Source organism: Pseudomonas sp. WS 5071 (assembly GCF_012985765.1).
GTDB lineage: Bacteria > Pseudomonadota > Gammaproteobacteria > Pseudomonadales > Pseudomonadaceae > Aquipseudomonas > Aquipseudomonas lundensis_A.
The window spans coordinates 18,684-39,642 of sequence record NZ_JAAQWY010000037.1; the positions used below are offsets into that span (position 1 = coordinate 18,684).

23 protein-coding genes are annotated in these 20,959 nt (G+C 53.5%); all 23 read right to left on the reverse strand.

All coding sequences use genetic code 11. From position 1 onward, the window contains the following. Nucleotides 1-7: 7 nt before the first annotated feature. The 23 genes from rplF to rpoB all read right to left on the reverse strand — a co-directional run bounded on the left by rplF (nt 8) and on the right by rpoB (nt 20,785). Nucleotides 8-541 carry a 50S ribosomal protein L6 gene (gene rplF / locus HBN61_RS19750; protein WP_003176412.1) on the reverse strand — a complete coding sequence of 178 codons (534 nt, stop codon included), beginning with the start codon at nt 539-541 and terminating at the stop codon, nt 8-10. Between the two features lie 12 nt (nt 542-553). Further along, entirely contained in the window at nt 554-946 is a 393-nt protein-coding gene (gene rpsH, locus HBN61_RS19755) for a 30S ribosomal protein S8 (RefSeq protein ID WP_047277884.1), read from the reverse strand. 212 nt (nt 947-1,158) lie between these two features. Further along, complete coding sequence (gene rpsN, locus HBN61_RS19760; protein ID WP_047277885.1) at nt 1,159-1,464, reverse strand: 30S ribosomal protein S14; 306 nt, start codon at nt 1,462-1,464, stop codon at nt 1,159-1,161. 13 nt (nt 1,465-1,477) lie between these two features. Further along, nucleotides 1,478-2,017: a 50S ribosomal protein L5 gene (gene rplE, locus HBN61_RS19765; RefSeq protein ID WP_003186044.1), complete on the reverse strand. Its 540-nt coding sequence runs from the start codon at nt 2,015-2,017 to the stop codon at nt 1,478-1,480. Between the two features lie 22 nt (nt 2,018-2,039). Then, a complete protein-coding gene (rplX, locus tag HBN61_RS19770) occupies nt 2,040-2,354 on the reverse strand; it encodes a 50S ribosomal protein L24 (RefSeq protein ID WP_042561341.1) in 315 nt (104 codons plus the stop codon). An 11-nt stretch (nt 2,355-2,365) separates the two neighbouring features. After that, a complete protein-coding gene (rplN, locus tag HBN61_RS19775; RefSeq protein WP_002555479.1) occupies nt 2,366-2,734 on the reverse strand; it encodes a 50S ribosomal protein L14 in 369 nt (122 codons plus the stop codon). A gap of 23 nt (nt 2,735-2,757) precedes the next feature. After that, nucleotides 2,758-3,024, reverse strand: coding sequence for a 30S ribosomal protein S17 (rpsQ, locus tag HBN61_RS19780; RefSeq protein WP_003194644.1), 267 nt, complete (start codon nt 3,022-3,024; stop codon nt 2,758-2,760). Nucleotides 3,025-3,026: 2 nt separating this feature from the next. Continuing rightward, on the reverse strand, nt 3,027-3,218 hold the full coding sequence (rpmC, locus tag HBN61_RS19785) for a 50S ribosomal protein L29 (RefSeq protein ID WP_003444371.1): 192 nt from the start codon (nt 3,216-3,218) through the stop codon (nt 3,027-3,029). After that, entirely contained in the window at nt 3,218-3,631 is a 414-nt protein-coding gene (gene rplP, locus HBN61_RS19790) for a 50S ribosomal protein L16 (RefSeq protein WP_003186052.1), read from the reverse strand. The genes rpmC and rplP overlap by 1 nt, the downstream gene beginning before the upstream one ends. Nucleotides 3,632-3,643: 12 nt before the next feature. Further along, on the reverse strand, nt 3,644-4,330 hold the full coding sequence (gene rpsC, locus HBN61_RS19795) for a 30S ribosomal protein S3 (protein WP_003176422.1): 687 nt from the start codon (nt 4,328-4,330) through the stop codon (nt 3,644-3,646). A gap of 13 nt (nt 4,331-4,343) precedes the next feature. Then, the gene (gene rplV, locus HBN61_RS19800; RefSeq protein ID WP_003444373.1) at nt 4,344-4,676 is read right to left on the reverse strand and encodes a 50S ribosomal protein L22; all 333 of its coding nucleotides are present in this window, start codon (nt 4,674-4,676) and stop codon (nt 4,344-4,346) included. A 13-nt stretch (nt 4,677-4,689) separates the two neighbouring features. Next, nucleotides 4,690-4,965 (reverse strand): 30S ribosomal protein S19, encoded by a 276-nt coding sequence (rpsS, locus tag HBN61_RS19805; RefSeq protein ID WP_003232420.1) that lies wholly within the window; start codon nt 4,963-4,965, stop codon nt 4,690-4,692. 16 nt (nt 4,966-4,981) lie between these two features. Beyond that, nucleotides 4,982-5,806, reverse strand: coding sequence for a 50S ribosomal protein L2 (gene rplB, locus HBN61_RS19810; protein ID WP_047277892.1), 825 nt, complete (start codon nt 5,804-5,806; stop codon nt 4,982-4,984). Between the two features lie 14 nt (nt 5,807-5,820). Next, entirely contained in the window at nt 5,821-6,120 is a 300-nt protein-coding gene (rplW, locus tag HBN61_RS19815) for a 50S ribosomal protein L23 (RefSeq protein WP_003444375.1), read from the reverse strand. Beyond that, entirely contained in the window at nt 6,117-6,719 is a 603-nt protein-coding gene (gene rplD, locus HBN61_RS19820) for a 50S ribosomal protein L4 (RefSeq protein WP_047277894.1), read from the reverse strand. Before rplD ends, rplW begins: the two co-directional genes overlap by 4 nt. A 12-nt stretch (nt 6,720-6,731) precedes the next feature. Further along, nucleotides 6,732-7,367, reverse strand: a complete 636-nt coding sequence (gene rplC / locus HBN61_RS19825; protein WP_003444377.1) for a 50S ribosomal protein L3 — start codon at nt 7,365-7,367, stop codon at nt 6,732-6,734. Nucleotides 7,368-7,448: 81 nt separating this feature from the next. Then, complete coding sequence (gene rpsJ, locus HBN61_RS19830; protein WP_003186070.1) at nt 7,449-7,760, reverse strand: 30S ribosomal protein S10; 312 nt, start codon at nt 7,758-7,760, stop codon at nt 7,449-7,451. Nucleotides 7,761-7,903: 143 nt separating this feature from the next. Beyond that, a complete protein-coding gene (gene tuf, locus HBN61_RS19835; RefSeq protein WP_025857206.1) occupies nt 7,904-9,097 on the reverse strand; it encodes an elongation factor Tu in 1,194 nt (397 codons plus the stop codon). A gap of 35 nt (nt 9,098-9,132) precedes the next feature. Then, a complete protein-coding gene (gene fusA / locus HBN61_RS19840; RefSeq protein WP_094992109.1) occupies nt 9,133-11,235 on the reverse strand; it encodes an elongation factor G in 2,103 nt (700 codons plus the stop codon). A gap of 30 nt (nt 11,236-11,265) precedes the next feature. Beyond that, nucleotides 11,266-11,736, reverse strand: a complete 471-nt coding sequence (gene rpsG, locus HBN61_RS19845) for a 30S ribosomal protein S7 (RefSeq protein WP_016779172.1) — start codon at nt 11,734-11,736, stop codon at nt 11,266-11,268. A 123-nt stretch (nt 11,737-11,859) separates the two neighbouring features. Beyond that, a complete protein-coding gene (gene rpsL / locus HBN61_RS19850) occupies nt 11,860-12,231 on the reverse strand; it encodes a 30S ribosomal protein S12 (protein WP_002555494.1) in 372 nt (123 codons plus the stop codon). Between the two features lie 216 nt (nt 12,232-12,447). Then, a complete protein-coding gene (rpoC, locus tag HBN61_RS19855) occupies nt 12,448-16,647 on the reverse strand; it encodes a DNA-directed RNA polymerase subunit beta' (protein WP_047277900.1) in 4,200 nt (1,399 codons plus the stop codon). A 64-nt stretch (nt 16,648-16,711) separates the two neighbouring features. Continuing rightward, nucleotides 16,712-20,785, reverse strand: coding sequence for a DNA-directed RNA polymerase subunit beta (gene rpoB, locus HBN61_RS19860; protein WP_047277902.1), 4,074 nt, complete (start codon nt 20,783-20,785; stop codon nt 16,712-16,714). Nucleotides 20,786-20,959: the final 174 nt, after the last annotated feature.

Consider the following 20,959-nt stretch of genomic DNA (forward strand, 5'->3'; position numbering starts at 1 on the left):
CTAGGCCCTACTTCTTCTTGGCTTCTTTACGGCGGACGACTTCGTCCGCGTAACGCACACCTTTACCTTTGTAAGGTTCTGGCGGACGGAAGTCGCGGATCTCAGCGGCCACTTGACCTACTAGCTGCTTGTCGATGCCCTTGATCAGGATATCGGTTTGGCTAGGGGTCTCAGCGGTGATGCCTTCCGGCAGTTCGTAATCCACTGGGTGCGAGAAGCCAAGAGCCAGGTTCAGCACTGTGCCTTTTGCTTGCGCTTTGTAACCAACACCGACCAGCTGGAGCTTACGCTCGAAGCCTTGGCTTACGCCTTGGACCATGTTGTTTACCAACGCACGAGTGGTACCAGCCATTGCGCGAGTTTGTTGATCGCCATTGCGAGCAGCGAAACGCAGCTCACCAGCTTCTTCAACGATCTCAACGGACGAATGGATGTTCAGTTCTAGAGTGCCCTTGGCACCCTTCACCGAAAGCTGTTGGCCGGCGAATTTTACTTCAACACCAGCTGGCAGCTTAACGGGGTTCTTAGCGACGCGTGACATGCTTATCCCCCCTTAGAACACAGTGCAAAGAACTTCGCCGCCGACACCGGCAGCGCGCGCAGCACGATCCGTCATCACACCTTTGTTGGTGGAGACGATAGACACACCCAGACCGCCACGAACTTTCGGCAGATCTTCGGAGGACTTGTACTGACGCAGGCCTGGACGGCTAACGCGCTTAACTTCTTCGATAACCGGACGGCCTTCGAAGTACTTCAGCTCGATAGACAGCAGTGGTTTGATTTCGCTGCTGATCTGATAATCCGCGATATAACCTTCGTCCTTCAGGACTTTGGCTACAGCTACCTTCAACGTGGAAGATGGCATGCTTACGACGGACTTTTCAGCCATCTGGGCATTACGGATTCGAGTTAGCATGTCCGCTAACGGGTCCTGCATACTCATGGGCTAGACGCTCCTGATACAAAAAGAATTAGCCTTGCGGCTACAACTGTCGCCGAGTGACTCAATGCTTAAAAAGCACGCGCTCAGGCGAGCCGGTCATTCTAGACACACACCAGAAATGAATCAAGCCCCAATAGGGGCTTGATTCATGTTCAAGGTCACCGACTGTCAGGATCTCGCGAGCCTGACATCGATAACTTTGCCTGTACGGCTTACCAGCTGGCTTTAACCAGACCTGGTACGTCACCGCGCATTGCTGCTTCACGCAATTTGTTACGACCGAGGCCGAACTTGCGGTAAACACCATGCGGACGACCAGTCAGGCGGCAGCGGTTACGCATGCGCGAGGCGCTTGCGTCACGTGGCTGCTTCTGCAGAGCTACTGTCGCTTCCCAACGCGCTTCTGGACTTGCGTTCAGATCAACGATGATTGCTTTCAGCTCGGCACGCTTCTTGGCGTACTTGGCAACCGTGAGCTGACGCTTCAGCTCGCGGTTTTTCATGCTCATCTTAGCCATGGTCCTACTCCAATCAGTTGCGGAACGGGAATTTGAATGCACGCAGCAATGCGCGACCTTCATCATCCGTCCGAGCAGTGGTGGTCAGGGTAATATCCAGACCGCGGAGTGCATCGATCTTGTCGTAGTCGATTTCCGGGAAGATGATCTGCTCTTTAACGCCCATGCTGTAGTTACCACGACCATCGAAGGACTTGGCATTCAGGCCGCGGAAGTCGCGAACCCGAGGCAGGGAGATCGACAGCAGACGATCCAGGAATTCATACATACGCTCACGGCGCAGAGTTACTTTGACGCCGATCGGCCAGCCTTCGCGAACTTTAAAGCCTGCGATGGACTTGCGAGCGTAAGTCACAACAACTTTTTGACCCGTGATCTTTTCCAAATCAGCTACAGCGTGTTCGATGACTTTTTTGTCGCCGATCGCTTCGCCCAAACCCATGTTCAGGGTGATTTTGGTAACGCGCGGAACTTCCATCACGTTCGAAAGCTTAAGTTCTTCCTTAAGTTTCGGAGCGATTTCCTTCCGGTAAATCTCTTTTAGTCGTGCCATGGTCTTATCTACCTAGCAGTGTTCAAGCATCAACCGCTTTTTGGGTCGACTTGAAGACACGAATTTTTTTGCCTTCTTCTACTTTGAAACCAACGCGGTCAGCCTTGTTGGTTTCGCCGTTGAAAATGGCGACGTTAGAAGCGTGCAATGGCGCTTCTTTTTCGACGATACCGCCTTGTACGCCCGACATCGGGTTAGGCTTGGTATGACGCTTAACCAGGTTCAGACCACCAACAACCAGACGGTTGTCAGCGAGAACCTTAAGCACCTTACCGCGCTTACCTTTGTCTTTGCCGGCGATCACGATGATCTCGTCGTCACGACGAATCTTTTGCATGTCGGATCTCCTTACAGCACTTCTGGGGCGAGCGAGACGATCTTCATGAACTTCTCAGTACGAAGCTCACGGGTCACTGGCCCAAAGATACGGGTGCCGATAGGCTCTTGCTTGTTGTTCAGAAGAACAGCAGCGTTGCCATCAAAGCGGATAATGGAGCCATCTGCACGGCGAACACCGTGACGAGTGCGGACTACTACAGCAGTCATCACTTGGCCTTTTTTCACTTTACCGCGCGGAATTGCTTCCTTGACGGTAACTTTGATGATGTCACCGATACCAGCGTAACGACGATGGGAGCCACCCAGCACCTTGATGCACATAACGCGGCGTGCGCCGCTGTTATCGGCCACATCGAGCATGGATTGAGTCTGAATCATATAATTTCTCCGACCCCTAGTCCTTAGACTTCCACAGCGCGTTCGAGAACATCAACCAGAGCCCAAGACTTAGTCTTGGCCATCGGACGAGTTTCACGAATAGTGACTTTGTCGCCGATGTGGCACTGATTGGTTTCGTCGTGCGCGTGCAGCTTAGTCGAACGCTTAACGTATTTACCGTAGATCGGGTGCTTAACGCGACGCTCAATCAGAACGGTGATGGTTTTGTCCATCTTGTCGCTGACAACACGGCCAGTCAGCGTACGGACAGTTTTTTCGGCTTCAGCCATGATTACTTACCTGCCTGCTGTTTGAGCACAGTCTTCACGCGAGCGATGTCACGCTTAACTTGCGAGAGCAGATGCGACTGCCCCAACTGGCCAGTTGCTTTCTGCATGCGCAGATTGAACTGGTCGCGCAGCAAGCCGAGCAGTTGCTCGTTCAGCTGCTGTGCGGATTTTTCACGAAGTTCATTCGCTTTCATCACATCACCGTCCGTTTAACAAAGGAGGTGGCGAGCGGCAGCTTTGCAGCAGCCAGGGCGAAAGCCTCACGCGCCAGCTCTTCAGAAACACCCTCGATTTCATACAGGACTTTGCCTGGCTGAATCTGGGCAACCCAATATTCCACGTTACCCTTACCTTTACCCATACGAACTTCGAGAGGCTTTTTGGTAACAGGCTTGTCCGGGAATACACGGATCCAGATCTTGCCACCACGTTTTACGTGACGGGTCAGTGCGCGACGCGCTGACTCGATCTGACGAGCGGTGAGACGACCACGAGCAACAGACTTCAGCGCGAACTCGCCGAAGCTGACTTTGCTACCGCGCAATGCCAGGCCACGGTTGTGGCCAGTCATTTGCTTGCGGAACTTCGTACGCTTAGGTTGTAACATTTGGCGTACCCCTTACTTAGCAGCTTTTTTACGAGGCGCTGGTGCTTGCGGTTTCAGTTCTTCTTGGCGACCACCAATTACTTCGCCTTTGAAGATCCAAACCTTTACACCGATCACACCGTAAGTGGTGTGAGCTTCGTAGTTGGCATAGTCGATGTCGGCACGCAGGGTGTGCAATGGCACACGACCTTCGCGATACCATTCAGTACGTGCGATTTCAGCACCGCCGAGACGACCGCTCACTTGGATTTTGATGCCCTTGGCACCAATGCGCATAGCGTTCTGTACAGCGCGCTTCATAGCGCGACGGAACATTACACGACGCTCCAGCTGCTGAGCTACGCTCTGCGCAACCAGCATACCGTCGAGCTCCGGCTTACGGATCTCTTCGATATTGATGTGCACAGGCACACCCATTTGCTTGGTCAGGTCCTGACGCAGTTTCTCAACGTCCTCACCTTTCTTCCCGATAACAATACCTGGACGAGCGGTGTGGATGGTGATGCGTGCAGTTTGGGCCGGACGATGGATATCGATACGGCTTACGGACGCGCTTTTTAGTTTGTCTTGGAGGTATTCACGCACCTTCAGATCAGCGAACAAGTAGTCCGCATAAGTCCGGCCGTCTGCGTACCAGACGGAGGTGTGCTCCTTGACGATTCCCAGGCGAATGCCAATGGGATGTACTTTCTGACCCATCTCTTCGACTCCGTTACTTGTCAGCAACCTTGACAGTGATATGGCAAGACCGCTTGACGATGCGATCAGCGCGGCCTTTGGCACGCGGCATGATGCGCTTCAGCGAACGCCCTTCGTTGACGAAAACGGTGGCGACTTTCAAGTCATCAACGTCTGCGCCTTCGTTATGCTCGGCGTTGGCTACGGCCGACTCCAGCACTTTCTTGATGATCTCGGCGGCTTTCTTGTTGCTGAAAGCCAACAGGTTGAGCGCTTCGCCCACCTTCTTCCCGCGGATCTGGTCGGCGACCAAGCGGGCTTTCTGGGCGGAGATTCGAGCGCCCGACAACTTAGCGGCTACTTCCATCGTTCCTTACCCCTTAACGCTTGGCTTTCTTGTCTGCCACGTGCCCACGATAAGTGCGGGTACCGGCAAACTCGCCTAGTTTATGGCCAACCATGTCTTCGTTCACGAGAACTGGAACATGCAGACGACCGTTATGCACAGCAATGGTCAGACCGACCATTTGTGGCAGGATCATCGAACGACGCGACCAGGTTTTCACCGGCTTGCGATCATTCTTTTCCGCCGCCACTTCGATCTTCTTCAGTAGGTGAAGATCAATAAAAGGACCTTTTTTCAGAGAACGTGGCACTGTCGTATCCCTCTATTTACTTGCGACGACGGACGATCATTTTGTCGGTACGCTTATTACCACGAGTCTTCGCGCCCTTAGTCGGGAAGCCCCATGGCGATACCGGATGACGACCACCAGAGGTACGACCTTCACCACCACCATGTGGGTGGTCAACCGGGTTCATGGCAACACCACGAACGGTTGGGCGAACGCCACGCCAGCGTTTGGCACCAGCTTTACCCAGCGAACGAAGGCTGTGCTCGGAGTTCGAGACTTCACCCAGGGTCGCACGGCATTCAGCCAGAACTTTACGCATCTCACCGGAGCGCAGACGCAGGGTCACATAGACACCTTCACGAGCTACCAGCTGAGCAGAAGCACCAGCGGAGCGAGCGATTTGCGCGCCTTTACCCGGCTTCAATTCGATGCCGTGTACGGTGCTACCAACTGGAATGCTACGCAACTGCAGCGAGTTACCTGGCTTGATCGGAGCCAAAGCACCCGAGATCAGCTGGTCACCAGCGCTCACGCCTTTAGGGGCGATGATGTAACGGCGTTCGCCGTCTGCGTACAGCATAAGAGCAATGTGAGCAGTACGGTTTGGATCGTATTCAATACGCTCGACAGTGGCAGGAATGCCATCTTTGTCGTTGCGACGGAAGTCGACCATACGGTAATGCTGCTTATGACCACCACCGATGTGACGCGTGGTAATGCGGCCATTGTTGTTACGACCACCAGACTTCGATTTTTTCTCGAGCAGCGGTGCGTGAGGAGCGCCTTTATGCAGCTCCTGGTTGACCACCTTGACCACATGACGGCGGCCAGGGGAAGTCGGTTTGCATTTAACGATTGCCATGATGCACCCCTTCCTTACTCAGCACTGCTGCTGAAATCGAGATCTTGGCCTGGCTGAAGGGAGATTACTGCCTTCTTCCAGTCATTACGCTTGCCCACGCCGCGAGCGGTGCGCTTGCTCTTACCCAGAACATTCAGGGTAGTAACACGCTCAACTTTCACGCTGAACAGGCTTTCGACGGCCTTCTTGATTTCCAGCTTGGTTGCATCAGTAGCAACCTTGAAAACGAACTGGCCTTTCTTGTCTGCCAGAACCGTAGCCTTCTCGGAAACGTGCGGGCCAAGCAGAACTTTAAATACGCGTTCCTGGTTCATCCCAGCAGCTCCTCGAATTTCTTCACGGCCGACACGGTGATCAACACCTTGTCGTATGCGATCAGACTAACTGGATCGGAACCTTGCACGTCACGAACATCAACGTGTGGCAGGTTACGAGCAGCCAGGTACAGGTTCTGATCAACAACTTCAGACACGATCAGGACATCAGTCAGACCCATGCCATTCAGTTTGTTCAGCAGATCTTTGGTTTTCGGCGCTTCAACAGCGAAGTCCTGAACCACGACCAGACGATCAGTACGCACCAGCTCAGCAAGGATGGAACGCATTGCTGCGCGGTACATCTTCTTGTTCAGCTTCTGAGAGTGATCCTGTGGACGAGCTGCGAATGTAGTACCACCGCCACGCCAGATTGGGCTACGGATAGTACCGGCACGAGCACGGCCAGTACCTTTCTGACGCCAAGGGCGCTTACCGCCACCACGAACGTCGGAACGGGTCTTTTGCTGCTTGCTACCTTGACGGCCGCCGGCCATGTAGGCCACGACTGCTTGGTGAACCAGCGTCTCGTTGAACTCGCCGCCAAATGTCAGTTCGGAAACTTCGATCGCTTGAGCGTCATTTACGTTTAATTGCATGTCAGCTTCCCCTTAACCGCGAGCCTTGGCCGCCGGACGTACAACCAGGTTGCCGCCAGTAGCGCCAGGAACAGCACCCTTGACCAACAACAGATTGCGTTCAGCGTCGACGCGCACTACTTCGAGGGACTGCACGGTCACGCGCTCAGCGCCCATATGACCGGACATTTTTTTGCCCTTGAATACACGACCAGGAGTCTGGCACTGGCCAATAGAGCCCGGGACGCGGTGGGAAACGGAGTTACCGTGAGTGTTATCTTGGCCACGGAAATTCCAACGCTTGATCGTACCCTGAAAGCCTTTACCTTTGGACTGACCGGTCACATCGACCATCTGACCTGCGGTGAAGATTTCAGCGTTGATCAGATCGCCTGCCTGGTACTCGCCTTCTTCAAGGCGGAATTCCATTACGGTACGACCAGCTGCAACGTTTGCCTTGGCGAAGTGACCCGCCTGAGCAGCTGTTACGCGCGAAGCGCGACGCTCGCCGACAGTGACTTGCACTGCACGATAGCCATCGGTTTCTTCAGTTTTGAACTGGGTGACGCGATTCGGCTCGATCTCAATGACCGTGACCGGAATGGAGACACCTTCTTCGGTGAAAATACGGGTCATACCGCATTTACGACCGACTACACCAATAGTCATGTTGTAAACCTCATGAGTGTACGGGGCTTTCACCCGCTATGGCCGCCCATTTCAGAGCGTTACACGACTAAGACCCAAGTCTTAGCCGAGGCTGATCTGCACTTCCACACCGGCCGCAAGATCAAGCTTCATAAGTGCATCAACGGTTTTATCCGTTGGCTGGACGATGTCCAGTACGCGCTTATGAGTACGGATCTCGTACTGGTCACGCGCGTCTTTGTTGACGTGCGGGGAGACCAAAACGGTGAACCGCTCTTTACGGGTAGGCAGTGGAATTGGACCACGCACTTGAGCACCAGTACGTTTCGCGGTTTCCACGATTTCCTGGGTTGATTGGTCGATCAGGCGATGGTCAAAAGCCTTCAACCTGATACGGATTTGCTGATTTTGCATTGGATTTCAGACTCCAGATTGCTATTCCCACCGAGCGCAATACGCCCGTTAAAAGGAGGCGCAATTCTATAGACGACCCCAGTAGGTGTCAACTCAATAAAAAAAGCCCCCGCTGGGCGGGGGCTTTTTCATGCAATCATCGATTACTCGATGATTTTGGCTACGACGCCAGCGCCGACGGTACGACCGCCTTCACGGATAGCGAAACGCAGACCATCTTCCATCGCGATGGTTTTGATCAGGGTAACAGTCATTTGAATGTTATCACCTGGCATTACCATTTCAACGCCTTCTGGCAGCTCGCAGTTACCAGTCACGTCAGTAGTACGGAAGTAGAACTGTGGACGGTAGCCTTTGAAGAACGGAGTGTGACGACCGCCTTCTTCCTTGCTCAGAACGTAAACTTCTGCAGTGAACTTGGTGTGCGGCTTAACCGAACCCGGCTTAACCAGAACCTGACCACGCTCAACGTCGTCACGCTTGGTACCACGCAACAGAACGCCGCAGTTTTCGCCTGCACGACCTTCGTCAAGCAGCTTGCGGAACATTTCAACGCCGGTGCAAGTGGTAACAGTAGTGTCACGCAGACCAACGATTTCCAGCGGATCTTGAACGCGAACGATACCGCGCTCGATACGACCAGTCACAACAGTACCGCGACCAGAAATCGAGAACACGTCTTCGATTGGCATCAAGAATGGCTTGTCAGTCAGACGAACTGGCTCTGGGATATAGGTATCCAGAGTTTCAACCAGTTTACGAACGGCAGTGGTGCCCATTTCGTTTTCGTCGTTACCTTCCAGAGCCATACGAGCAGAACCGATGATGATCGGAGTGTCGTCACCTGGGAAGTCGTAAGTGCTCAGCAGATCGCGCACTTCCATCTCAACCAGTTCCAGCAGCTCAGCGTCGTCTACCAGGTCAGCCTTGTTCAGGAAGACCACGATGTACGGAACGCCAACCTGACGGGACAGCAGGATGTGCTCACGGGTTTGCGGCATCGGACCATCAGCAGCCGAACAAACCAGAATTGCGCCGTCCATCTGGGCAGCACCAGTGATCATGTTCTTCACGTAGTCAGCGTGACCTGGGCAGTCAACGTGAGCGTAGTGACGAATTGTCGAGTTGTACTCAACGTGAGCAGTGTTGATGGTGATACCACGAGCTTTTTCTTCTGGTGCGCTGTCGATCTTGTCGAAGTCAACGCGAGCAGAACCGAAAACTTCGGAGCAAACACGAGTCAGAGCTGCAGTCAGAGTGGTTTTACCATGGTCAACGTGACCGATAGTGCCAACGTTGACGTGCGGTAGGGAACGATCAAATTTTTCTTTAGCCACGACAATTAACTCCTTGCCTAAAGGACTGAACTAAATCAGCCTTGTTTTTTAGTAACAGCTTCGACGATGTGCGACGGAGCTGTATCGTATTTTTTGAATTCCATAGAGTAGCTTGCGCGACCCTGGGACATGGAACGAACGTCAGTTGCATAACCGAACATTTCGCCCAACGGAACCTCGGCACGGATTACCTTGCCAGAAACCGTATCTTCCATACCCTGAATCATGCCGCGACGACGATTCAAGTCGCCCATCACGTCACCCATATAGTCTTCTGGTGTAACAACCTCTACCGCCATGATCGGCTCAAGCAGCTCACCGCCACCTTTGGTAGCCAGTTGCTTGGTCGCCATGGAAGCAGCCACCTTAAACGCCATCTCGTTAGAGTCGACGTCGTGGTAAGAACCATCAAACACGGTAGCCTTCAGGCCGATCAGCGGATAGCCGGCAACAACACCGTTCTTCATCTGCTCTTCGATACCCTTCTGGATAGCCGGGATGTATTCCTTAGGAACCACACCACCTACCACTTCGTTCACGAACTGCAGACCTTCCTGACCTTCGTCAGCAGGTGCAAAACGGATCCAGCAATGGCCAAACTGACCACGACCGCCGGACTGACGAACGAACTTGCCTTCGATCTCACAGCTCTTCGTGATGCGCTCACGATAAGAAACCTGAGGCTTACCGATGTTGGCTTCGACGTTGAACTCACGCTTCATCCGGTCAACCAGGATGTCGAGGTGCAATTCGCCCATACCAGAGATGATCGTCTGACCAGTCTCTTCATCAGTTTTTACACGGAAAGATGGATCTTCCTGAGCAAGCTTGCCCAGTGCGATACCCATTTTTTCCTGGTCATCCTTGGTCTTAGGCTCAACCGCAACCGAAATAACCGGCTCCGGGAATTCCATACGAACCAGGATGATTGGCTTATCAGCGGCGCACAAGGTATCACCAGTGGTGACATCCTTCATGCCGATCAAGGCCGCGATGTCACCAGCGCGCACTTCCTTGATCTCTTCACGGGCGTTTGCGTGCATTTGCACCATACGACCCACGCGCTCTTTTTTGCCTTTAACCGAGTTGATAACGCCGTCACCGGAGTTCAATACGCCCGAGTAAACCCGAACGAAGGTCAAAGTACCCACGAATGGGTCGGTAGCAATCTTGAACGCCAAAGACGAGAACGGCTCAGCATCATCTGCATGACGCTCCATCTCGATATTTTCGTCATCCGGGTCAGAACCCTTGATGGCCGGAATATCGGTAGGGGCAGGCAGATAGTCGATCACGGCATCGAGAACCAGGGGAACACCCTTGTTCTTGAAGGAAGAACCACAAACAGCCAAAACGATCTCACCAGCGATAGTACGCTGACGCAGAGCCGCTTTGATTTCCTCGATGGAAAGCTCTTCGCCTTCGAGGTACTTGTTCATCAGCTCTTCACTGGCCTCGGCCGCAGCCTCAACCATATGGCTGCGCCACTCTTCAGCCAGCTCTCGCATTTCTGCAGGAATAGCCTCACGACGTGCAGTCATACCCTTGTCAGCATCGTTCCAGTAAACCGCTTCCATGGTCATCAGATCAATCTGACCCTGGAAGTTGTCTTCGGAGCCGATAGCCAGCTGGATAGGCACTGGAGTATGACCCAGACGCTTCTTGATCTGACCTACTACGCGCAGGAAATCTGCACCCGCACGGTCCATCTTGTTTACGTAAACAAGACGCGGAACGCCGTACTTGTTGGCTTGACGCCATACGGTTTCAGACTGAGGCTCAACACCAGAGGTGCCGCAGAACACAACAACCGCGCCATCGAGCACACGCAAGGAACGCTCTACTTCAATCGTGAAGTCAACGTGACCCGGTGTATCAATTACATTAAAACGGTAGTTGTCGTACTGCTTGGCAGAACCCTGCCAAAAGGTAGTGATCGCAGCAGAAGTGATGGTAATACCACGCTCCTGCTCCTGCACCATCCAGTCCGTGGTCGCGGCGCCATCATGCACCTCGCCCATCTTGTGACTTTTGCCGGTGTAAAAAAGTACCCGCTCAGTAGTCGTGGTTTTACCCGCGTCCACGTGAGCACAGATACCAATGTTACGGTAGCGGTTAATCGGTGTAGTACGAGCCATAAAGCCCTCGCAAAGTGAGTAGCGCTGAAATTAGAAGCGGTAGTGCGAGAAAGCTTTGTTAGCTTCAGCCATACGGTGCACGTCTTCACGCTTCTTAACTGCTGCGCCTTTGCCTTCAGCAGCGTCCAACAGTTCGCCAGCCAAACGCAAAGCCATAGACTTTTCGCCGCGCTTGCGCGCGAAGTCTACCAACCAGCGCATGGCCAGAGCGTTACGACGGGACGGACGAACTTCGACCGGAACCTGGTAAGTAGCACCGCCTACACGGCGCGACTTCACTTCGACCAGCGGAGCGATGGCGTCGAGTGCTTTCTCGAAGAGTTCCAGGGGATCGCTGTTCTTACGCTCTTTAACCTTCTCCAGTGCGCCATAAACGATACGCTCGGCAACGGCTTTTTTGCCGCTTTCCATCACGTGGTTCATGAACTTGGCCAGGATTTGGCTTCCGTATTTTGGATCGTCAAGCACTTCGCGCTTGGCTGCTACGCGTCTTCTTGGCATGGATAAGCCCTCAAACGGTCTTCAGGTTAGCTCGGAACCATTACATCTTGACGATGTACGTCCGACCTTACTCTTATCGACTCAGAAAAAAAGAAATCTGCATTATTTACCAGCTACCGAAAACTACTTCGGCTTCTTGGTACCGTACTTCGAACGACCCTGGTTACGACCTTTAACGCCGGAAGTATCCAAAGAACCGCGAACGGTGTGATAACGAACACCTGGCAAGTCTTTTACACGACCACCACGAATCAGTACCACGCTGTGCTCTTGCAGGTTGTGGCCTTCACCGCCGATGTACGAGGAAACCTCGAAACCGTTGGTCAGACGCACACGGCATACTTTACGCAGTGCCGAGTTAGGTTTTTTCGGCGTAGTTGTATACACACGAGTGCACACACCACGACGTTGCGGGCAGTTTTGCAGCGCAGGCACGTCGGATTTCTCGACGATACGCTTACGCGGCTGACGTACCAGCTGGTTGATAGTTGCCATCTACTAGCTCCACTGTTGTCTTGCGACGCTATTGTCTTGCAAGAAAAGCAAAATGGCAGGAACGAATTCCCGCCAAATTTAGGGGTACAAGAGTCTAAAGAGGATCTTGCCCCCAGTCAAGGCAAGGCCCCGACCTTCCGCACCATCAAACCTAGACTATTGGTCTCGATTCGATGAACGGAACAGCCAGGGCCCTTCCTTCATTCAGGACTGAACTCAGTTACCGCTAGAGTTCAGTGCTTCGGTCAGTGCGGCTTCCACCTCACTGGCGCTTACACGCAATGGTTTGTCAGCATCACGGCGACGTTTGCGCTCGCTGTGATAAGCCAAACCAGTACCTGCCGGGATCAAACGACCCACGACAACGTTTTCTTTCAGGCCGCGCAGGTAATCGCGCTTGCCTGTTACCGCTGCTTCGGTCAATACGCGAGTTGTCTCTTGGAAAGAGGCCGCAGAAATGAACGATTCAGTCGACAACGACGCCTTGGTGATACCCAGCAGAACACGAGTGAACTTGGAGACAAACTTGTCTTCAGTGCTCAAACGCTCGTTCTCGGTCAACACCTGCGTCAACTCCATCTGGTCACCCTTGATGAAGGAGGAGTCGCCAGATTCGGAAATCTCAACTTTACGCAACATCTGACGCAAGATCGTCTCGATGTGTTTATCGTTGATTTTCACGCCTTGCAGACGGTATACGTCCTGGATTTCATTAACGATGTACTTAGCCAGCGCACTCACACCCAGCAAACGCAGGATGTCATGCGGATCGCTAGGACCATCGGAGATAACCTCACCGCGGTTCACTTGTTCGCCTTCGAAGACGTTCAGGTGACGCCATTTCGGAATCAGCTCTTCGTATGGATCGCTACCGTCATTCGGGGTAATAACCAGACGACGCTTGCCCTTGGTTTCTTTACCGAATGCGATGGTGCCGCTGACTTCAGCCAAAATCGAGGCTTCTTTCGGACGGCGCGCTTCGAACAAGTCAGCAACGCGTGGCAGACCACCGGTGATGTCTCGAGTTTTCGAAGTTTCTTGTGGAATACGAGCGATAACGTCACCGATCGCGATTTCCGCACCATCCGCTACACCAACCAAAGCGTTCGCTGGCAGGAAGTACTGAGCCGGTACATCAGTACCTGGCAACAGCAAGTCTTTGCCATCTACACCCACCATCTTCACAGCGGGACGGATGTCCTTGCCAGCAGCTGGACGGTCTTTGGCATCAAGCACTTCGATGTTGGTCATACCGGTCAATTCGTCTGTCTGACGCTTGATCGTGATGCCTTCTTCCATGCCCACGTAGGTCACGGTACCTTTCATTTCAGTAACGATTGGGTGAGTGTGCGGATCCCACTTGGCTACGATAGAGCCAGCGTCAACCTTGTCACCTTCCTTAACCGAAATTACAGCGCCGTACGGCAGCTTATAGCGCTCACGCTCACGACCGAAATCATCAGCAATTGCCAGCTCACCGGAACGCGACACAGCCACTAGGCAGCCATCGACACGCTCAACGTGCTTCAGGTTATGCAGACGGACAGTACCGCCATTCTTCACCTGAACGCTGTCAGCAGCGGAGGTCCGGCTAGCCGCACCACCGATGTGGAACGTACGCATTGTCAGCTGTGTACCCGGCTCACCGATCGACTGAGCAGCGATTACGCCGACAGCTTCACCGATGTTCACCTGGTGACCACGAGCCAGATCGCGACCGTAGCACTTGGCGCAGATACCGAAACGGGTTTCGCAGCTGATTGGCGAACGAACGATTACTTCGTCGATGCTGTTGAGCTCGATGAATTCAACCCATTTCTCATCAACCAAAGTACCTGCCGGAACAATAACTTCCTCAGTACCCGGCTTGAATACGTCACGGGCGATCACACGACCCAATACACGCTCACCCAACGGCTCTACAACGTCGCCGCCTTCAATATGTGGCGTCATCAACAGACCGTGCTCGGTACCACAATCAACTTCAGTTACAACCAGATCTTGCGCAACATCCACAAGACGACGGGTCAGGTAACCGGAGTTAGCCGTTTTCAAGGCCGTATCCGCGAGACCCTTACGAGCACCGTGAGTCGAGATGAAGTACTGGAGTACGCTCAAACCTTCACGGAAGTTCGCAGTGATCGGCGTTTCGATAATGGAGCCGTCTGGCTTGGCCATCAGACCACGCATACCGGCCAGCTGACGGATCTGTGCTGCAGAACCACGAGCGCCGGAGTCAGCCATCATGTACATCGAGTTGAACGACTCTTGCTCAACTTCATTGCCATGACGGTCAATAACCTTCTCTTTCGAGAGGTTCGACATCATCGCCTTGGAAACTTCATCGTTAGCTTTCGACCAAAGGTCGATTACTTTGTTGTACTTCTCGCCCTGAGTAACCAGACCGGAGGCGTACTGGCTTTCGATCTCTTTAACTTCATCGGTGGCAGCACCGATGATGCGGGCTTTTTCATCCGGGATAACGAAGTCGTTAACGCCGATGGAAACGCCGGAAATGGTCGAGTAAGCAAAACCGGTGTACATCAACTGGTCAGCAAAGATCACAGTCTCTTTCAAACCAACCACGCGATAGCACTGGTTGATCAGTTTCGAGATTGCCTTTTTCTTCATTGGCAGGTTAACGACGTCGTACGATAGACCTTTTGGAACAACTTGGAACAACAGTGCACGGCCGACAGTTGTGTCGACAATACGGGTGTTGGTCACGCTGCCACCATCACGATCATTGACGGTTTCGTTGATCCGCACCTTGACCTTGGCGTGCAGTGCGGCTTCGCCGGCACGGAACACACGGTCAACTTCTTGCAGATCCGCGAACACACGACCCTCGCCTTTAGCGTTGATCGCCTCGCGGGTCATGTAGTACAGACCCAATACAACGTCCTGCGACGGAACGATGATTGGCTCACCGTTAGCTGGCGACAGAATGTTGTTGGTCGACATCATCAACGCACGCGCTTCGAGCTGAGCTTCCAGTGTTAGCGGTACGTGTACAGCCATTTGGTCGCCGTCGAAGTCGGCGTTGTACGCGGCGCAGACCAGCGGGTGCAGCTGAATAGCCTTACCTTCGATCAGTACCGGTTCAAACGCCTGGATACCCAGACGGTGAAGGGTCGGCGCACGGTTCAGGAGAACCGGGTGTTCACGGATTACTTCAGCGAGAACGTCCCAAACCTCTGGCAGTTCGCGCTCAACCATTTTCTTGGCAGCTTTAATGGTAGTCGCGAGACCGCGCATTTCCAGCTTGCCAAAAATGAACGGCTTGAACAGCTCAAGTGCCATTTTTTTCGGCAGACCGCACTGGTGCAGACGCAAGGTCGGACCTACGGTAATTACCGAACGACCCGAGTAGTCAACACGCTTACCGAGCAAGTTCTGACGGAAACGACCCTGCTTACCCTTGATCATGTCAGCCAGGGATTTCAGAGGACGCTTGTTCGAACCGGTGATAGCACGGCCACGACGACCGTTGTCGAGCAGCGCATCAACAGCTTCCTGCAACATCCGTTTTTCGTTGCGCACGATGATGTCTGGGGCAGACAGATCCAGCAGGCGCTTCAAACGGTTGTTACGGTTGATCACTCGACGATAAAGATCGTTGAGGTCGGAAGTCGCGAAACGACCGCCATCCAGCGGGACCAATGGACGCAGATCTGGCGGCAGAACCGGCAGAACGGTCAGCACCATCCACTCAGGCAGGTTGCCGGAGCCCTGGAAGGCTTCCATCAACTTCAGACGCTTGGACAGCTTCTTGATCTTGGTTTCAGAGTTGGTTTGCGGAATCTCTTCGCGCAGACGTCCAATCTCATGCTCCAAGTCGATAGCGTGCAGCAGTTCGCGAACAGCTTCGGCACCCATACGGGCATCGAAATCGTCGCCGAACTCTTCCAGCGCTTCAAAATACTGCTCATCGTTCAGCAGCTGACCTTTTTCCAGCGTGGTCATACCCGGATCGATAACAACATAGCTCTCGAAGTAGAGAACGCGCTCGATATCACGCAGGGTCATGTCCATCAGCAAACCGATACGGGACGGCAGCGATTTCAAGAACCAGATGTGGGCTACTGGCGAAGCCAGTTCAATGTGAGCCATGCGCTCACGGCGGACCTTGGCCAGCGCGACTTCAACGCCGCACTTCTCACAGATCACACCACGGTGTTTCAAGCGCTTGTACTTACCGCACAGGCACTCGTAATCCTTTACCGGGCCAAAAATTTTGGCGCAGAACAGGCCGTCACGCTCAGGCTTGAACGTACGGTAGTTGATGGTTTCCGGCTTTTTAACTTCACCGAACGACCACGAACGGATCATCTCAGGCGAGGCCAATCCAATACGGATGGCGTCGAACTCTTCGACTTGACCCTGGTTTTTCAGCAAATTCAGTAGGTCTTTCAAGGCCTTTCCTCCTGGCGGAGCAGAGAGCGGGCAGTACAGCCCCGCTCTCGATTCGCGTCACGTGTTATTCGGTTTCCAGATCGATATCGATGCCGAGGGAACGAATTTCTTTGATCAACACGTTGAAGGACTCGGGCATGCCCGGCTCCATACGGTGATCGCCGTCCACGATGTTTTTGTACATCTTGGTACGGCCGTTCACATCGTCCGACTTCACTGTGAGCATTTCTTGCAGAGTGTATGCCGCGCCATAGGCTTCCAGCGCCCAGACCTCCATCTCCCCGAAACGCTGACCACCGAACTGCGCCTTACCACCCAACGGCTGTTGAGTAACCAGGCTGTAAGAACCGGTAGAACGAGCATGCATCTTGTCGTCTACCAAGTGGTTCAGTTTCAGCATGTACATGTAGCCAACGGTAACCGGACGCTCAAACTTGTTGCCGGTACGACCGTCAGTCAGCTGCATCTGGCCGCTATCTGGCAGATCTGCCAGACGCAACATGGCCTTGATTTCGCTTTCCTTGGCACCGTCGAACACCGGGGTAGCCATCGGAACACCGCCGCGAAGGTTCTTCGCCAGATCAAGAATTTCCTGATCCGAGAAGTCATCCAGGCTTTCTTGACGACCGCCAATTTCGTTGTAGATCTCATGCAGGAACTTACGCAGGTCTGCGACCTTGCGTTGCTCCTCGATCATGAGGTTGATCTTCTCGCCCAACCCTTTGGCTGCAAGGCCCAAGTGAGTTTCAAGAATCTGACCAACGTTCATACGCGAAGGTACGCCCAACGGGTTGAGGACAACATCAACCGGGGTGCCATTGGCATCGTACGGCATGTCTTCAACCGGCATGATCACGGAGACCACACCCTTGTTACCGTGACGACCCGCCATCTTGTCACCCGGCTGGATGCGACGACGGATTGCCAGGTAAACCTTGACGATTTTCAGCACACCTGGAGCCAGGTCATCGCCTTGCTGCAACTTGCGCTTCTTGTCTTCGAACTTGTCATCCAACAGACGACGACGGTCGATGATGTAAGCCTGAGCCTTCTCAAGTTGCTCGTTCAGAGCATCTTCAGCCATGCGCAGCTTGAACCACTGACCATGCTCAAGACCATCAAGAACCTCATTGGTGATTTCCTGGCCTTTCTTGAGACCAGCACCGCCTTCGGCAATGTTACCCACCAATGCGGAGCGCAGGCGCTCGAATGTTGCACCTTCAACGATGCGGAACTCTTCGTTCAGGTCCTTGCGAATTTCGTCCAGCTGGGTTTTTTCAATCGACAGTGCACGAGCGTCACGCTCAACGCCGTCGCGAGTGAAAACCTGAACGTCAATGACAGTGCCTTTGGTACCGGTCGGCACACGCAGGGAAGTGTCTTTAACGTCGCTGGCTTTTTCACCGAAGATTGCGCGCAACAGCTTCTCTTCTGGAGTCAGCTGCGTCTCACCTTTCGGTGTCACTTTACCAACCAGAATGTCGCCTGGGCCGACTTCAGCACCCACGTAAACGATACCGGCCTCATCCAGTTTATTCAGCGCAGCTTCGCCCACGTTCGGGATGTCTGCAGTGATTTCTTCTGGACCAAGCTTGGTGTCACGAGCCACACAGGTCAGTTCCTGAATATGGATCGTGGTGAAACGGTCTTCCTGAACTACACGTTCCGACAGACAGATGGAGTCTTCGAAGTTGAAGCCATTCCATGCCATGAAGGCAATACGCATGTTCTGACCCAGAGCCAGCTCACCCATGTCGGTGGACGGGCCATCAGCCATGATGTCGCTACGCTGAACCCGATCACCTTTGCGAACCAGCGGACGCTGGTTGATGCAGGTGTTCTGGTTAGAGCGTGTGTACTTGGTCAGGTTGTAGATGTCGACACCGGCTTCACCGGTTTCAACTTCGTCATCTGCAACACGAACAACGATGCGACTAGCATCTACGGAGTCAATAACGCCACCACGACGGGCTACTACACAAACCCCGGAGTCACGCGCTACGTTACGCTCCATGCCTGTACCCACCAACGGCTTGTCAGCACGCAGTGTCGGTACAGCTTGACGCTGCATGTTCGAACCCATCAATGCACGGTTGGCATCGTCATGCTCGAGGAACGGAATCAGCGACGCAGCAACCGAAACTACCTGTTTCGGCGACACGTCCATCAAGGTGACGTCTTCCGGCGCCTTAACAGTGAACTCGTTCAAGTGACGTACAGCTACCAACTCATCGATCAGGACTTTCTGATCGTTCATGGTGGCTGAAGCCTGAGCAATAACGTGATCTGCTTCTTCAATGGCAGACAGGAACACGATCTCGTCGGTTACCACGCCTTCTTTCACAACACGGTACGGGCTCTCAAGGAAACCATACTGGTTGGTGCGGGCATAAGCAGCCAATGAGTTGATGAGACCGATGTTCGGGCCTTCCGGCGTTTCAATCGGGCATACACGACCGTAGTGCGTCGGGTGTACGTCACGAACTTCAAAACCGGCACGCTCACGCGTCAAACCACCTGGGCCCAGTGCAGAAACACGGCGCTTGTGGGTGATTTCGGAAAGCGGGTTGTTCTGGTCCATAAATTGCGAAAGCTGGCTGGAACCGAAGAACTCTTTCACCGCCGCAGCAACTGGCTTGGCATTGATAAGGTCTTGCGGCATCAGGCCTTCGCTTTCTGCCATCGACAGACGCTCTTTAACTGCACGCTCGACACGTACCAGTCCAACGCGGAACTGGTTTTCGGCCATCTCGCCTACGCAGCGAACACGACGGTTACCCAAGTGGTCGATGTCATCGACGATGCCTTTACCGTTACGGATGTCGACCAGAGTCTTCAACACTGCAACGATATCTTCCTTGCACAGCACACCCGAACCTTCGATTTCGGTACGACCAATACGACGGTTGAACTTCATTCGGCCGACCGCAGACAGGTCATAACGCTCAGGACTGAAGAACAGGTTGTTGAAAAGGGTCTCGGCAGCGTCTTTGGTTGGCGGCTCGCCTGGACGCATCATGCGGTAGATTTCGACCAGTGCTTCCAATTGGTTGCTGGTGGAATCAATTTTCAGCGTGTCAGAGACGAACGGACCACAGTCGATGTCGTTGGTATACAACGTTTCAATACGGACAACCTGGCTCTTGGCAACTTTTGCCAGAATTTCGGTTGTCAGCTCTGTGTTGCATTCCGCAATGATTTCGCCGGTAGCCGGGTGCACGATTGCCTTGGCCGTTGTGCGTCCCAGGACATAGTCCAGAGGCATAACGAGCTCTTTGACACCGGCTTTTTCCAGCTGGTTGATATGACGAGCGGTAATACGACGACCTTGCTCGACAATCACCTTGCCCTTGTCATCCATGATATCGATGACTGCAATTTCACCGCGCAGGCGCTGGGGCACCAGCTCCAGGCTGATGCTCTCACCTTGCACGTGGAATACGTTTGTGGTGTAGAACGCTTCAAGCACTTGCTCAGTGGTATAACCCAGTGCACGCAGCAGCACGGACGCAGGCAATTTGCGACGACGGTCGATACGTACGAACACGCAGTCTTTCGGGTCGAACTCGAAATCCAACCACGAACCACGGTAAGGAATGATACGCGCGGAATAAAGCAGCTTACCGGAGCTGTGCGTTTTGCCGCGGTCGTGATCGAAGAACACGCCCGGGGAACGGTGCAGCTGGGAAACAATTACACGCTCGGTACCATTAATAACGAAGGTACCGTTCTCAGTCATCAATGGGATTTCGCCCATGTAGACTTCTTGCTCTTTGATGTCCTTGATCGCTTTGTTCGACGATTCTTTGTCGAAAATGATCAAGCGAACTTTAACCCGCAAAGGTACGGCGTAAGTTACACCGCGCAACACGCATTCTTTGACATCAAATGCCGGTTCACCCAAACGATAACCCACATACTCCAGCGCAGCATTGCCGGAGTAGCTGATGATCGGGAAAACGGATTTGAAGGCCGCATGCAGGCCCACGTCGCGGAACTGATCTTTAGTCGCTCCCGCCTGCAAGAATTCACGATACGAATCCAGCTGGATTGCCAAGAGATACGGCACATCCATGACGTCCGGCAACTTGCTAAAGTCCTTGCGGATACGTTTTTTCTCAGTATATGAGTAAGCCATCAGCGTTCCCCAGCTTGGTCACCTGCTTGTTTGGCCCCTCCCGACGGGAGCAGCCAGAAAATCGTGCAAACCCCTTGGTTTGCTCCACCGCACAGGGTGGTTACAGCACGTTAAAAGCGCCGACCCAGTCGGAAGCCAATAACGGAAAAAGGCCGGTGGCAAGAGCCACCAGCC